Here is a 15,042-nt window from a genome sequence, read left to right as displayed (position 1 = left end):
CGGGTCAGTTCGAAAGCATGCGGTCGACCCAGCCGAGGAAGCCGCCTTCAGCCTGCACCGCTTCAAGCGCTGGCGCCGGCACCGATGCGGCGCGGGTGGTGTGGGCACGTGGCGGCAGATATTTGTTGGTCGGCTTATAGCCCATTTCCGGCATCAGATCGACACCGCCGCGCTCGGCCACCAGTTGCGAGATAGCGGATGCCGGATCGCCCAGATCGCCAAAATGCCGCGCGCTGGTCGGGCAAGCAGCGACGCAGGCGGGCACGCGATCTTCCTCCGCCAGATTGTCGTTGTAGATGCGGTCGACGCACAACGTGCATTTCTTCATCACGCCGACATCGGTGTCGAATTCGCGTGCGCCATAGGGACAGGCCCAACTGCATAATTTACAGCCGATGCATTTGTCCTCGTCGACCAGCACGATGCCGTCCGACGCCCGCTTGTAGGAGGCGCCGGTCGGGCAGACGGTGACGCAGGCCGGTGTCTCGCAATGCAGGCAGGAGCGTGGGAAATTGACCGTGCGCCCACCCATCTCCGTGATGTGCTCATAACTGTGCACCCGATTGAACCAGACGCCGTCGACATTGCCGCCATAGGGGTCGATGTCGGTCAGCGGCGCCATGTGGCCGCCGGTGTTCCATTCCTTGCAGGCGGTAACGCAGGCCTGGCAGCCGACGCAGGTGTCGAGGTCAATGACCAGGCCGAGCTTTTTGTCGGTGTGGGTGGGAAGGCAAGTCATTTGGCAGCTTCTCTTTCCCGACGGAATTCGGCGCCGAAACTAAGCTTATCGGGCGGGGGCTCAAAATGCGGTGGCTGTCGGAACCGCTCGAACTGCGGTTCGGTGAAGCCTGCTTCCTCGTCTGCGCATTTGACGATGCGCACGCGCAGGTCGAACCATGCCGCCTGGCCGGTGACAGGATCGGAATTCGAATAGTGTTTGCCATTCGCATCGGCAGAGGTCTGGTCGCCGATGATGTGGTTGAGCAGGAAGCCGCGATTGGATTCGGCCGCATCATCCTTCAGCCCCCAGCTGCCGCGACGCTTGCCGATCGCATTCCAGGTCCACACCGTATTGGCGTTGACGCCGTCGACCAGCTTGATCTGTCCTTTGACCTTGCCGTTGATGCTCTCGATCCACACCCAGTCGTCATCGGCAAGCCCGAGGCTGGCGGCGGTCCGATTGTGCACGAACAGCCGGTTCTGGCTGGTGATCTGCCTTAGCCACGCATTCTGCCCGCCCCAGGAATGGTACATGTGCATCGGCCGCTGCGTCAGCGCGTGCAGCGGATAGGCTTGGCTGTCGACCGCAGCCTCTTCGAAGGGCGCGTACCAGAACGGCAGCGGATCCATATAGGTCTCGATACGGCTGCGCTCCGCCTCCGGCGGCAGCACCCCGCCATGGCCGCGCGCCGCAAGGCGAAAGCGCTGCATCGGCTCCGAATAGAGTTGGAAGACGATCGGCTCGGCCTTCGGCATGAAGCCCATGCTCTCAGCGAATTCGAGATACGAGCGGTTGGCCATCTTGTAGTAGCGCTGATCGGCGGCGAAGTCCTGGTGCCAGAAGCCGCCATTATCTATGTAGCGTTGCAACTGGTCGGGATTGACCTCGCCCTTGCCGACCGAGGCCCCGTCCTTGCCGCGCCAGCCGGCGAGCGGACCGACACCTGGCGTGCGCTCGTGATTGACGATGTAGTCGGCATAGTCGCGGTATTTGGCGGAGCCGTCGTCGTCAACGAAGCCGGGCAGGCTGAGCCGCGCGCCGAGTTCGATCAGCACCGTCTGGAACGGCCTGACGTCGCGGTCCGGCTCGACGACGGGATGGCGGATCGCGTCGCCCGGCCCGTCGGCATGGCTGATCGGCCGGTCGAGCAGACTGATACAGTCATGACGCTCGAGATAGGTCGTGTCCGGCAGCACCAGATCGGCAAAAGGTACGGTCTCGGAATAATAAGCGTCGGAATAGATGATGAACGGAATCTTGTACTCGCCCGACGCATCGATATCGGTCAGCATCGCCATCGTCTCGACCGTATTCATCGACGAGTTCCAGGCCATGTTGGACATGTACATGAACAGAGTGTCGATCTTGTAGGGATCGCCCGCCCAGGCGTTACGAATGACCGTGTGCATGAGCCCATGGGCGGCCAGCGGCGCGTCCCAGGAGTATGCCTTGTCGATACGAACAGGCTTGCCGCCTTCATCGATCAGCAGGTCCTCCGGTCCGCAGACGAAGCCGAGCGGCATGCCTTCGAGCGGTGTCATCGGCTTCACATTCTTGCCGGCGGGCTTTGGAGCCGGCGGCGCGGGCCGCGGATAAGGCGGTTTGAAGCGGAAGCCGCCCGGCGCGTCCACCGTGCCGAGAAGCACCTGAAGCAGATGAATGGCGCGGCAAGTGTGAAATCCGTTCGAATGGGCCGAGATGCCGCGCATCGCATGCATCGACACCGGCCGACCCTTGATCGTCTCGTGCCGGCGGCCGGCCCAGTCCGTCCAGGCCACCGGCAATTCGATTTGCTGTTCGAAGGCGACATGGGCGAGTTCTGCGGCAATGCGTCGGATGGTGTCGGCGGAGATGCCGCACCGGTCAGCGACGGCGTCCGGTGAATAGCTCTCGTCCAGATAACGGTCGGCGACGAGTTGGAAGACTGGCACGCAGCGGCGGCCGTCGACGAGAACGCTGCCGGTCAATGCGGGCTTCGCGTCGGCATCGCTGGCATTGACAGGCATCTTCGCCACCCTGTCCCAAGCCAGCGGATTGCCGTCGCCATTGCGCATGAACAGCCCGTCATCGACAGCTCCAGGCTCCTGAACGACCAGGATGTGGGCATTGGTGTAGCGCAAGAGGTACTCGAGATCGATGCGGCCAGCCTTCAGCAATTCGTGGATGAGGGCGAACACGAACAGGCCGTCGGTGCCGGGCCGGATGCCGATCCAGTCGTCGGCAATCGCGTTGTAGCCGGTGCGGCAGGGATTGATTGAAACCACCTTGGCGCCGCGCGCTTTGAGCTTGCCGAGGCCGATCTTGATCGGATTGGAATCATGGTCTTCGGCAACCCCGAACAGCATGAAATACTTGGTGTTGTCCCAGTCGGGCTCGCCGAACTCCCAGAACGAGCCGCCAATCGTGTAGAGGCCGCCGGCTGCCATGTTCACCGAGCAGAAACCGCCATGGGCCGCGAAGTTCGGCGTGCCGAACTGGCTCGCCCACCAACCGGTCAGCGATTGCGACTGGTCGCGGCCGGTGAAGAAGGCGAGTTTCTTCGGATCGGTCTGGCGGATGTTGGAAAGCCGTTCTGTCGCGATCGACAAAGCTTCCTCCCACTCGATCTCGCGGAACTCGCCCGAGCCGCGCAGTCCGGTGCGCAGCAATGGTTTCGTCAGCCGCGCCGGGCTGTAATGCTGCATGATGCCGGCGCTGCCTTTGCCGCACAGCACGCCGCGATTGACCGGATGATCCTTGTTGCCGTTGATATACCGAACCTTGCCGTTTTTGATATGGACGTCGATGCCGCAGCGGCAGGCGCACATATAGCAGGTGGTCTTGGCGATGCTGTCGGAGACATCAGGCGAAGTATCGACGCCGTCGCGTTCAGCGGGCGCGCGCGTATCGGCAAGCGGCCGTTGTGATGGTGCCGAATTGGCTCCGCGCAGCAGGTTGTTGGTCATGATCCGGTGATGCTCTTGCGCTCCGCGACCTTGGCTCTCGTCTTCGGGCCGGGGCCGCGCATGTAATGCTCTTCCGGCCGATAGCGTTCACCCAAGAGCCGCCGCCGCAGGCTGCGGGTCCAGTGCGCAAACACGGATTTGAACCGCCCCACCAATTCTACCCTCGACTGCTAGGCGCGACTTTTTTCCAATTTCGGGTCAAAATTTAGAACAAAGCGACCGATCCGTCTAACAACTTGCTCTTGTAATTCCAATCGGATTTGCTTCTTAGTGCCGGAATGACCCTGGACCAGTTGCGGATCTTCGTCGCCGTCGCCGAACGGGCGCACATGACCAAAGCGGCCGAGTTGCTGGGCATCTCACAGTCGGCCGCGTCGGCCGCCATCCGCTCGCTCGAACAGCAGCACGGCGTCCAGTTGTTCAACCGAGTGGGCCGCAATATCGAGCTCGCCGAGACCGGACGCCGATTCTTGCCCGAGGCCAAGGCGGTCCTCGAGCGGACTGCGGCCGCCCACAATGTGCTGGAGCATGTCGCGCAGACGATATCAGGCAGTCTCTCGATCGCTGCCAGCCAGACCATCGCCAGTTATTGGCTGCCGCGCCGGCTCGCCTCTTTCCACGAAGCCTATCCTGCCGTCAGGCTGAGCGTGAGCATTGGCAACACCAGGCAGGTCGAGACCAATGTACTTGATGGCGCAGCCGATTTTGGCCTGGTCGAGGGGCGCACCGAATCCGACATTTTGCGCCGTGCCAAGGTCGATATCGATCGCATGATGCTGGTCGTGGCGCGCTCGCACCCTGAGATCGCAGAAGTTTCGCCTGGACATCCCGACCTTGGCGGGCTTCGCTGGATCATTCGCGAAGGCGGGTCGGGCACGCGCGAGGCGCTGGAGGACCTTGCCCGACGCGACGGGATTTCGTTCGCGGACCTGCAGATATTCCTGGTATTGCCGAGCAATGAGGCTATTCGCCAGGCGGTCGAGGCCGGCGCCGGCGCCAGCATCATTTCGGAACTCGTCGTCGCGCGCGCGGTCGCCGAAGGCAGTCTGCGTTCCGTGCCGATCGATCTGCCGAAGCGCGAATTTGCCATGATCACGCATCGCGACCGGCAGCCAAGCCTGGCCCAGATGGCGCTCAAGGCGCATCTTGGCGGCAAAGCTGAGAGATCCGCGCCGCTTTAAGCCGATCAGCCGAACTTCCGCTGCGCGTCGAGCGCCAGCCCAAGCCCGACCGAGCCGAACACATCGCCTTCGATTACCGACGCCTGCGGCACCAGCGCCAGGATCTGCTGCCTGGCCAGCGGGATCGCGGTCGATCCGCCGGTCAAGAACACCGCGGTGATATCCGAGGCCTTCACCTGTGCGTCGCGGATGGTCTGCTCGACCGTAGCCGCAACACGCTCAATGTCCCTGGCTATGGTGGCTTCGAGACTCTTGCGCGTGATTTCTGCCGTGAACCTCACCTCCGGCAGCGCGACCTCGACATCGGCCGACGATCGGTCCGTCAGCTCAATCTTGGCCTTTTCGACCAGTGCCGCCAGCGCGTGGCCGTAACGATGCTCGACGATGTGGATGAACCGGTCGACCAGGTCTGCGCGTTCCGCCTCATAGCGGATCTGGCGCAGATGCGTCATCGCCCTTGCGGTATAGACCAGGTTTATGCGCTGCCACGTCGCCAGGTCGATGAAGTAGCTCGCCGGCAGATTACGTTTGCCATCCTTGGTCGGTGAGAGATGGCCGAGCTGCGGCATCACATGGGCGATGCTCAACAGCCGGTCGAAGTCGGTGCCGCCGATGTGGATGCCGCGGCTGGCCAGGATGTCGCCCTTGCGGTCAAGCGAGCGGGCGCGCTCGGGCGAGACCCGCACGATTGAGAAGTCGGACGTGCCGCCGCCCATGTCGACGATCAGCGCCAGTTCCTCGCGCGTCACCTTTTGTTCGTAGTCGAGTGCCGCGGCAATCGGTTCGAACTGGAAAGCGATGTGCTTGAAGCCGTGGGCACGAGCGGCATTTTCGAGTTCGTGCTCCGCCTTGGCGTCGGCCTCGGCATCGTCGTCGACGAACTGCACGGGCCGTCCCAGCACGACGCTGTCGACCGCGTCATGGGCTTCTTCTTCCAGCTTCTTTTTCAGATAGCCGACGAACAGGCCGACAATCTCCATGAAGCCGATCGAGCGCGCCTTGATGCGCGTCTTTTCGTGGGCGAGCGAGCTGCCGAGCACACTCTTCAACGAGCGCATCAGGCGGCCTTCGATACTGTCCGTATAGTTGGCAAGGGCGCGTCGCCCGAAATAGGTGCGGTTGTCCTCGAAATTGAAGAATACCGCACTGGGCAGCGTGACCTGGCCGTCTTCCAACGCCACCAGCCGCGGCTGCCCGTTCCTGACCACGCTCACGGTGGAATTCGAAGTGCCGAAGTCAATACCGGCAAATGCTGGTCGCATCGTGCGTTCCTGTAGTTCTGATTTGGGGAGCAGCAGCTCGTATCCGGTCGGGCCGGGGGTCGCGGTCTAACCCATACCCTCGGAAAGGGAAACCACTTTTACGAGAGTTCAGTCTTTCCTGAACACCAGTCTTCCGAGCCAGCCGGTCAGCATGGCCAGCGATACGGCAAAGACACCGTAGAGGAAGGAATAGTCGTGCGCGACGCGGAAGATCGACTGTTCGAAACCGGACTTGCGGATTTCGAGCTGGGCGGAGCTTTCCTTGATGAACAGGCCGCTCTTGAACAGGAACGCGCGGGCCTTATGGGTGCCGACCGGAACGTTTGGGGCGAGCCTGACGGTGGCGCGGAACAGGTTCTGCGACAGGAACTGCACACCGCCGACATTCTCGCTGTAGAGGCCGGTCGCCGCCTTGCGTTCGCGCAGCGCGGCGGTGAACTCCTCGATTGTCGCCGGGCTGTCCTCCGCGTCGGCCGGCTGCAAATAGAGGTTGGAGGCGCCAAGCGACAGCTGCTTGTAGCTGTTCGGATCGGTGACGTCCTGCAGCGGCCGCGTCGTCGCCACCGAATAGGAGACAGGTACGTTTTTGAAGGTCTCCGACTCCAGATTGACCCAGACGCCGAGCACCCGGTCCTTGCGGCGCACGACGACCGGCCGAGCCGGGCCTTCCAGCACGACGATCACGTCGTAGCGCCCTTGCCGCGCGACAAGCGGATCGGCATTTTCCAGTGAGCCGAAAATGGTCAGGTCGGCGCCGGAAAAGCCGGCGGTAATCGAGACATTGTCGGTGGAAAGGCCGATCTGGATGTTTTCGGTTAGTGGCGCCTGCGCCTTCGCCGGTGGCGCAGCAGCCAGCAGCGACAGCAAGACGGCGGCCGCGAGCGTCCTTAGGCCGGCCATCAGCTCAGGCCCACGCCGGACAGAGAATAGAGATTGGGCGGCGTGACGAAAAGATCGATGGCAAGCCGGATGGCTACCGCCAGCACGAGCAGCGCCAGCAGCGCCCTGAGTTGCTCGCCCCGCAGCCTCTGACCAGCCTTGGCGCCATATTGCGCGCCGGCGACGCCGCCTGCCATCAACAGGAAGGCGAGCATGACGTCGACCGTCTGGTTGGTGGTGGCGTGGACCAGCGTGGTGTAAGCCGAGGTGAAGATGATCTGGAACAGCGAGGTGCCTATGACGACGTTGGTCGGCACTTTCAAAAGGTAGATCAGGGCCGGCACCATGATGAAGCCGCCGCCGACGCCCATGATCGAGGACAGGAAGCCAATCGCCGCGCCCAGCCCAAGCACCGGAATGACGCTGACGAAGAGCTTCGAGGCCCTGAACCGCATCTTCAGCGGCAGGCGGTGGATCCAATTATGCTGGCCGGATTTCTTCAACACCGGTGCGGCGCCGCTGCGAGTGGCGCGCAGCGCATTGACGCTCTCGACCAGCATCAGTCCGCCGACGGTGCCGAGCAGCACGACGTAGAGCAGCGAGATGAACAGGTCGAGCTGGCCGAGCCGGCGCAGGAGCGCAAAGACATAGATGCCACCGGTCGAGCCGACGATGCCGCCGGCTAAAAGCACGCCGCCGAGCTTGAAGTCGAGCGTGCCGCGCTTCATGTGCGACAGGGCGCCGGAGAAGGAGGAAGCGATGACCTGGTTGGCGCCGGTGGCGACCGCAATTGCCGGCGGTATGTTGTAGAAGATCAGCAGCGGCGTAATGAGAAAGCCGCCGCCCACGCCGAACATGCCCGACAGGAAACCCACCGCCGCACCCATGGCCAGCAGCACGAAGATGTTGACGGAAATTTCCGCGATCGGGAGATAGATGCCCACCCGTCAGTCTCGATCAGTTTGCCTCCTGGCGAATGCAACCGTTGCGGGCATTTTGCGTCAGAAGGCTATCTCGTTCTTGCGCCGGCCGGGCCGTGAAGTCAAACTTCGCCGCACCGCCGAAACAAAAAACAACTCAATCAGTTAACAGGCAAATCTGTGGCAAGGGCGTCGCGGAAACGACGCATCCGCCGTTATTTACGCGCAAGCAGCGCCTTGACCAGCTTTTCGTCGATCGCGCCGGTTGCCTTCATATCGTTGTCGGCCTGGAAGGCCATGATCGCGTTCTTGGTTTTCTGGCCCATCATGCCGTCGGGATTGCCGGCCTCGTAGCCGTTCTTGTTGAGAATGCGCTGGATGTTCTGGACCGCTTTCTTCGTGTCGATGCCGGCGGTCGTCTGCGGTGTGCCGTCCTGCCACGATTCAGGAACGTCGGCCGAATTGGCGGCTGGATCGAGCGGCTTGGCCTTCCACAGTTCAGCCGCGGCCCGCGCACGCTCCAGCTGCTCGGGCCTCAGCGCCTTGGCGATCTCGTCGCGCTTGGCCGCCGCATCCTTGTCGCCGGTCTTGGCGACGAGTGCGAACCATTTGTAGCTCTCCTCGAGGTTCTGCTTCATGCCGACGCCCTTCGCCGCGAGGATGCCGAGATTGAACTGGCTATCCTTGACACCGAGATCCGCCGCCGCCTGGAACCAGCGCGCTGCCGATTCATTGTCGGTCACGCCATCCGCCGCCATCGCAAACAGCACGGCAAGATTGTGCATCGCGCTGGCATTGCCCTGCGCTGCGGCAAGCTGGTACCAGGTTTTCGCTTTCTTGATGTCGCGTGCGACGCCGATGCCCTTCTCGTAAAAATTGCCGATGCGGTATTCTGCCGGTGCGAAACCGAGTTCGGCAGCTTTCTCATACCATTTGGCCGCCGCCGCCATGTCTTCTTTGACGCCGCGAGACTCGGCGTAGCGCGAGCCGATCTCGAACAGCGCCTTGGCGTCGCCGCCGGCCGCTGCATCGCGCAGGGCGGCCGGACCGGCATCGGCCGGAACGTCGATCTTGGCAACGCCTGCCGCGGCAGCATCCGCCGGCGGCACCGTGCCGGTCGTGTCCTGCATCGCAGCGGTGGCTATAGCAGGCGCGGCAGCCATTGGCTCGGCGTCGCTGGCCGTCGCCGCTGCCGGCGCGGGCACTGCGGCCGCGGTGTCTTGCGCCGCCAGGTCAGCGGGCGCCGCGGAAGCCGAGGGCGCCGTCGATGTCTCGGCTGCCGGTGTAGCGGGGCCGGTTTGCGCCGCCGTGTCGTCCTTGGTCATCGATGCGGATGGCTCTGCCTGCCTGACGGTGGGCGACGGCGCTCTCTCCTGTGTTGTCGTCTGCGCGTCCGCCTTCGGCTCGCTGGCAACGCTGGCCAAAGCGGTTTCCACCGGCTGTACGGCCACGGCCGGTGCCGCCTCATTGTTGGTGACTTCGACCGGGTCGGAGAAGAAGGCTTTGCCCAGTTGCAGGCCGGCAAGCGCCAGCATGATGGCGATTGCCCCCATCAGGATCGGCTTGCGCCGCGCCTTGAGCAGGTCGCCGATCCTGAGTGCCTTGACCGGGCCTTTCATCGTCGACTGGCGCTTGAGGGCGTCCGCCTCGGCGGCCGCCGCCTGCGCAGCCCGTCTGGCTGCCGCGATGAAGTCCGATTTCGCCGCCTCAGCGCCGCCTTCCCGGGTCGGCTGCCCGCGCTCGTCGCGCACGCGCTTCATGATGGCGCTGAGGTCGGGTGCGCCGGAGCCGGGTTCCAGTGGTCGGTTGGCGAGCTTGGGGTCGAGGGGCTCGTCGAGATCGACGCTGGGTATCTCGGCGCTCTGCGCCGAGCCTGCAAGCGGCGGCATCTCGGCGTCCTTCTTGCCCTTCAAGGCGCGCGCCAGCCCGCCTAACATCGATTTCCTGCCGCCGCCTTGCTCGGTTTTTTCACGCGTCGTGTCTGAACCGAGAGCCGCCAGGGCTGCTGCGGCGGCGGCCTCGGCTGGCGTACGCGGACCTGGCTCGTCGCGCACGAGCGCCGCGGCGCGGCCGTCGAGATCGGCCATGCTGCCCGTCAACGGCAGCGGCTGGTCGAGGTCCATCGACGGTGCGTCCTGCACCGAGATCTTGGATGGCCGGCCGAAACGCTTGCTCAACTCCGCGCTTGCCGGTTCACCCGTCTCCAATGAACCAAGCCTGTCAACGATCTTGAGCAGCGTATCGTGGATAGCCTCGAACGTTCTCGAATTGCGCTCGTCCGAACGGCGCGTCAGTGCCTCGAGCGTCTTCAGGTCCTGGGCGAGGCCGGTAACGGCCGCCGTGTTGGCGCTTGATCCGGCCAGTGAGCGGACGGCGCTCTCAGCCGCCTCGCGCGCCGCGCCGAGGACGGAATCGCGGGTTCCGGCCAGCGACTTCTCGATTTCGTTGAGACGCGGGCTGATGTCGTCGAATTCCGGCAGCGGCGTGCCGGGCTTGGAAAGATGCGCCGTCAGGCCGGCGACCTGCGCCTCAAGGCTGCGGATCAACGCCGGGTCGATGCTGGCGACCTGTGCCGCGGACGAATCCAGCCGGCTTGAGATGTCTTCGAGCCGGCTCTCCAGGCCACGGATCGCCGCCTCGTTGGCGGGATCTGGAACGCGCGTCTCAATCCGCTTGGCCAGCGCGGTGAAGCGGGCGTCGATGGCATCCATGATGCCAGCGCTATCGACCTGCGGCATGCGCTGGTCCAGCCTGTCGGCGACCTCGTCCAACCGGCGCTCAAGGTCGCGAAACAGCATGTTGCCTTGTTCGATTGCGTCGCCCTGGCGACGTTCCATCATGCTGGACAGCACGTCGAAGCGCTGCTCGAGCCCCTGGAAGATGTAGTCGGCGTCGGGCATGGCAGGTGCGTGGTCGATCTTGTCGGCAATAAGCGCGACTTGCCTGGCAAGGCGCTCCATCGCCTGTTCCGGCAGATTGGCTCGGCCGGCCAGTTCATCCACGCGGCTCGACAATGTGTTGAGACGGTCAATGACCTCCCGACCCGGACGATCCTGCGACACTTCTTCGATTTGCTGGGCCAGTGAATCGATCCGCTTCTCGATGCGTTCGAAGGGCTCGGGGTCGAACGAATTGGCTTGCGCGGCAACCGTCGAGGCGACGATCGCGCGGGAAATCTCGTCGAGCCGCTCGTCGATCTGACTGAATGTGTCGCCGCCGCGATTGTCCTGCTGGCGGGCGAAATGGTCGACCGCTCCGGCAAGCGTGCGGACCTTTTCCTCGAGCGAGCGCAGCGACAGCGATTCCGGCAGATTGCTGACGGCATTGCTGATCTGTTCGAGCCGCTCCGTCAGCGCCGACAGGCCGGGTGCATCGGAACGCTTGCGCTGATCGGCCTCGACGCGATCCTCGAAAGCGTTCCAGCGGCGGTCGAAATCGTCCCAGCGGCGTCCGACCGCCTGCACGCTCTCCTCGCGCGCCAGCGTATCGAGCGCGGCTTTGACCTGCTCAAGCTCGAGCCGCAGCATATTGACGCTTCTGTCGTCGCTTTTTTCGGCCAGTGTCTGGATGGCGCCGGAAAGCCGCTCGAATTCGACGCTGAGTTCGGCGCTGCCTTTGCCGCCGCCATTTGACTGGAAGGCTCGCCCAATATTCTTGCGCAGTACCTCGAACTCGCGTTGCAGGCCGGAGGTCATCTGCTGGCGCAAGTCTTCGCGCAGGCCGCGCAATTCCCCGGCGATCTTGCCGGCTAGGGCGACGCTGTCCTCCTGGCCGCGCACCCGGTCGATATCGCGGGCGATCGCCTGGTAATTCTGGTCGAAAGCCGCTGCTGGACCTTTCGGCCGCTGCGCGCGTGGATCCTCATACCGGCGCTGCTGGCCATAGGGTTGGGCGCTGGGATAGCGTGGTTCTGCCGCTGGTCGGCGCGGATCGGGGTGGCTTGCCGTCTCCTCGCGCGTCCGCTCCAGCCGCTGCTCCAGAGTTTCCAGGGAGCGGTTGAGCTCTTCAAGCGTCGTGTGCGGCCGGCGTTGCCTGCCGGCGTTGAGTGTATCGAGGTAGGACCGCTTGCTGTTCATCAATGCGCCCGTTTCAGAATTGCTGGCTTTCACCAGGTTCCCAAAGTCCTGCCGGGACGAACGCGACTGCCTGGCTTGTTGCAGTGGAAGACGAGCTTCCCGGGTCTCATCCGCGCTCCGAAAAACCGTGAAAAATTCAGTACAGGATAGACACGGGTAACCGACATGCGCACATTTCGCCCCAACGTGGTAAACAACGCGTTAACCAAGCTTAAGAAGTTGCAACTTTGTCGGCTGGCTGCCGACGGCGCCGGGTGTCTTTTTTGGACGCGCAAAAGACGTTGTAGAATTTTGATCAGCCGCATGATCGCTCCCGAAATCGGCAACGACCTTTTAGGTTGTCCGCTGGTGCTGCGGCATAAAGTTGCAAGACCAGAACGCTCTTGCGTGGTGAGGCGGCTATCGATATAGAATTGACGTAAACGTAAATGAGCGGATTACGCCGTTTGCGATTTGTTTGTTGAAACCACGAGTGGAAGCACGCCCCCGCTTTCACTCAGGCGACGCAAGGTCCGCGACCGCGACGCCACCAGACGGGGAAAGCCAGTGACCATGAAACTTATTTCGCCCGGCCAAGCCGCGGCCAACACCAACGATATGTCGAGCGAAGCCGGTGAAGAGCTTGTCCGCATCGGCGAAATGGCCAAGAAATATGGAGTGACGCTGCGTACGCTGCGTTTCTATGAGGACAAGGGTCTGCTCAACCCGCAGCGCGACGGCTCGACCCGTCTCTATACACGCCGCGACAGGGCCCGGCTGAAGCTGATCCTGCTTGGCCGCAAGGTCGGGTTCTCGCTGCGTGACGTCAAGCAGATGATGGACCTCTACGATCCGAACGGCTCCAACACCAAGCAATTGCGGCTGGCGCTCGACAAGTCGGAGAAGCAGCTTGCCCGTCTGCAGAAGCAGCGGGCGCTGATCGACGACGCCATCAGCGAACTGAGTGCTTCGATGTCGACCGTCCGGCAAATGCTGATCGAGCGCTCGACGCCGCAGGCCAGCGTAGCGAGCTAAACTAAGCTTTCGATTTGTGACGAATAAGAGCCGCGTGGCTTTCGCTGCGCGGTTCTTCGTCGTTTGCCGTGCTTTGTCGTTTGTCGTCCTGGCGCGCGGGAGAAAATTTACCGCAGCGCAGAATTGACGTTTACGCAAACGTCAATATTTGTTATCTCGACCACAACGTTGGTCCGTCTGCCATCCTCATATGCTGGGGCTGATTTCGGGGCCAAGACCGCATGGTGGAGGAAACGCATGCCGATCTACAGAGCGCCGGTCCGGGACACGCTGTTCGTGCTGAACGAAGTGCTGGGATATCAGCGTTATTCCAATCTTCCCGGATTTTCCGACGCGACGCCGGATGTGCTCGAGGCCATCCTTGCCGAGGGCGCGAAGCTCGCCGAAAACGTGATGCAGCCGCTGAACCGCGTTGGCGACGTGGAAGGCTGCATGCGCCATGACGACGGTTCGGTAACGACGCCGAAAGGCTTCAAGGAAGCTTTCGACCAGTATCGCGAAGGCGGCTGGATGGGGCTCGCGGCACCTGTCGAGTTTGGCGGGCAAGGGTTGCCCTACGCGGTGCACACTGCGGTTGCCGAATACATGGTGTCGGCCAATATGTCGCTGATGATGTATGCCGGCCTGACGCAAGGCGCGATCGCTGCGATCATCACCCATGGCACCAAAGAGCAGAAGGCAACATGGTTGCCGAAGCTAGTCGAGGGCGCCTGGACCGGCACCATGAACCTGACCGAGCCACACTGCGGAACCGATCTTGGCTTGCTGCGCACCAAGGCCGTCCCCAATGGCGACGGCACCTACAGGATCTCCGGTCAGAAGATCTTCATCTCGGCCGGCGAGCATGACATGTCGGACAATATCGTCCACCTGGTGCTGGCCCGTATCGAGGGCGCGCCGGATGGCGTGAAGGGCATCTCGCTGTTCATCGTGCCGAAGCTCAAGCTCGATGCCTCAGGCAATCCGGGCGAGAAGAACACCGTCTCCTGTGGCTCGATCGAGGAGAAGATGGGTATCCATGGCAACTCGACCTGCGTCATGAATTACGACGACGCTGAAGGCACGCTGCTCGGCGAGGCCAATGGCGGGCTGAAAGCAATGTTCACCATGATGAATGAGGCGCGGCTTGGCGTCGCCCTGCAGGGACTTTCGCTATCTGAGGTTGCCTACCAGAATGCGGTTTCCTACGCCAAGGATCGTCTGCAGGGCCGCTCGCTGTCAGGGCCGAAGGCGCCGGACAGGAAGGCCGATCCGATCATCGTCCATCCGGACATCCGCCGCAGCCTGATGACCATGAAGGCTTTCAACGAGGCCGGCCGCGCGCTGGCGCTGTGGACGGCGATCAAGTCCGACATCGCTCACCGCTCCGGTGACGACAAAGATCGCCAGGTCGCAGACGACTACACCGGCCTGATGACGCCGGTGGTCAAAGGCGTGCTCACCGACAAGGGGTTCGATCATGCGGTAATGGCGCAGCAGGTCTTCGGCGGCCACGGCTATATAGAAGAGCACGGCATGAGCCAGTTCGTCCGCGATGCGCGCATCGCCATGATCTATGAGGGTGCCAACGGCATCCAGGCGCTCGACCTCGTCGGCCGCAAGCTGGCCTTGAATGGCGGCCGCGCGGTCCAGGCTTTCTTTAAGGAAGTCGGAGAGTTCTGCGAGGAAAACCGCACCGACGAGACGATGGCGCCCTTCACCAAGGCGCTGAAGAAGGGCCTCAACGATCTGCAGACGGCGACGATGTGGCTGGTGCAGAACGGCATGGCCAAGCCCGATAACGCCGGTGCCGCCTCGACCGATTACATGCATCTCTTCGGCCTGGTGGCGCTGGGCTATATGTGGGCGCAGATGGCCAGGGTGGCCGCAGCGAAATTGGCGAATGGCGCCGACGGCGCTTCGTCTTTCTACGACCACAAGCTGGTGACGGCGCGCTTCTTCATAGAGCGGATCATGCCGGAGACGTCGGCGCATCTTGCCCGCATCTCCAGCGGTGCCGACACATTGATGACACTGCCGGCGGAAGCGTTCTAGCTTCGGCGTT

General features: G+C 62.9%; 9 protein-coding genes. 3 read left to right on the top strand and 6 right to left on the bottom strand.

Translation table 11 applies throughout. The features are described 5' to 3' along the window. Window positions 1–4 precede the first annotated feature (4 nt). Window positions 5–739, bottom strand: a complete 735-nt coding sequence (locus NKI97_RS16460; protein WP_352621895.1) for a 4Fe-4S dicluster domain-containing protein — start codon at window positions 737–739, stop codon at window positions 5–7. Further along, complete coding sequence (locus NKI97_RS16455; RefSeq protein WP_352746969.1) at window positions 736–3,666, bottom strand: molybdopterin oxidoreductase family protein; 2,931 nt, start codon at window positions 3,664–3,666, stop codon at window positions 736–738. Before NKI97_RS16455 ends, NKI97_RS16460 begins: the two co-directional genes overlap by 4 nt. A gap of 278 nt (window positions 3,667–3,944) precedes the next feature. Between NKI97_RS16455 and NKI97_RS16450 the strand changes: the two genes are divergently transcribed. Continuing rightward, window positions 3,945–4,847, top strand: a complete 903-nt coding sequence (locus NKI97_RS16450; protein WP_352448629.1) for a LysR substrate-binding domain-containing protein — start codon at window positions 3,945–3,947, stop codon at window positions 4,845–4,847. A gap of 5 nt (window positions 4,848–4,852) precedes the next feature. Here the strand turns inward: NKI97_RS16450 and NKI97_RS16445 are convergent, their stop codons facing one another. From NKI97_RS16445 to NKI97_RS16430, 4 genes are all read right to left on the bottom strand, one after another. Further along, a complete protein-coding gene (locus NKI97_RS16445) occupies window positions 4,853–6,109 on the bottom strand; it encodes an Hsp70 family protein (RefSeq protein ID WP_352448630.1) in 1,257 nt (418 codons plus the stop codon). A 108-nt stretch (window positions 6,110–6,217) separates the two neighbouring features. After that, a complete protein-coding gene (locus tag NKI97_RS16440) occupies window positions 6,218–7,009 on the bottom strand; it encodes a TIGR02186 family protein (protein WP_352448631.1) in 792 nt (263 codons plus the stop codon). Then, the gene (locus NKI97_RS16435; protein WP_023676949.1) at window positions 7,009–7,932 is read right to left on the bottom strand and encodes a sulfite exporter TauE/SafE family protein; all 924 of its coding nucleotides are present in this window, start codon (window positions 7,930–7,932) and stop codon (window positions 7,009–7,011) included. Before NKI97_RS16435 ends, NKI97_RS16440 begins: the two co-directional genes overlap by 1 nt. Before the next feature lie 191 nt (window positions 7,933–8,123). After that, window positions 8,124–11,984, bottom strand: a complete 3,861-nt coding sequence (locus NKI97_RS16430; protein WP_352835326.1) for a peptidoglycan-binding protein — start codon at window positions 11,982–11,984, stop codon at window positions 8,124–8,126. Between the two features lie 552 nt (window positions 11,985–12,536). Between NKI97_RS16430 and NKI97_RS16425 the strand changes: the two genes are divergently transcribed. Then, window positions 12,537–12,998, top strand: coding sequence for a MerR family transcriptional regulator (locus NKI97_RS16425; protein ID WP_023677331.1), 462 nt, complete (start codon window positions 12,537–12,539; stop codon window positions 12,996–12,998). A 237-nt stretch (window positions 12,999–13,235) separates the two neighbouring features. Continuing rightward, window positions 13,236–15,032: an acyl-CoA dehydrogenase gene (locus NKI97_RS16420; protein ID WP_352448633.1), complete on the top strand. Its 1,797-nt coding sequence runs from the start codon at window positions 13,236–13,238 to the stop codon at window positions 15,030–15,032. Window positions 15,033–15,042 lie beyond the last annotated feature (10 nt).

This window comes from Mesorhizobium sp. M0296 (assembly GCF_040321675.1).
In the GTDB taxonomy this organism is placed as follows: domain Bacteria; phylum Pseudomonadota; class Alphaproteobacteria; order Rhizobiales; family Rhizobiaceae; genus Mesorhizobium.
The sequence above is the reverse complement of the archived record's forward strand: the minus strand, read 5'-3'. Positions and strand labels throughout refer to the sequence as shown.

Bases quoted from the DNA above. Each gene is read 5' to 3' on its own strand.
- NKI97_RS16425 (WP_023677331.1), top strand. From the start codon at position 12,537: ATGAAACTTATTTCGCCCGGCCAAGCCGCGGCCAACACCAACGATATG.
- NKI97_RS16440 (WP_352448631.1), bottom strand. From the start codon at position 7,009: ATGGCCGGCCTAAGGACGCTCGCGGCCGCCGTCTTGCTGTCGCTGCTG.
- NKI97_RS16420 (WP_352448633.1), top strand. From the start codon at position 13,236: ATGCCGATCTACAGAGCGCCGGTCCGGGACACGCTGTTCGTGCTGAAC.
- NKI97_RS16460 (WP_352621895.1), bottom strand. From the start codon at position 739: ATGACTTGCCTTCCCACCCACACCGACAAAAAGCTCGGCCTGGTCATT.
- NKI97_RS16445 (WP_352448630.1), bottom strand. From the start codon at position 6,109: ATGCGACCAGCATTTGCCGGTATTGACTTCGGCACTTCGAATTCCACC.
- NKI97_RS16455 (WP_352746969.1), bottom strand. From the start codon at position 3,666: ATGACCAACAACCTGCTGCGCGGAGCCAATTCGGCACCATCACAACGG.
- NKI97_RS16430 (WP_352835326.1), bottom strand. From the start codon at position 11,984: ATGAACAGCAAGCGGTCCTACCTCGATACACTCAACGCCGGCAGGCAA.
- NKI97_RS16450 (WP_352448629.1), top strand. From the start codon at position 3,945: ATGACCCTGGACCAGTTGCGGATCTTCGTCGCCGTCGCCGAACGGGCG.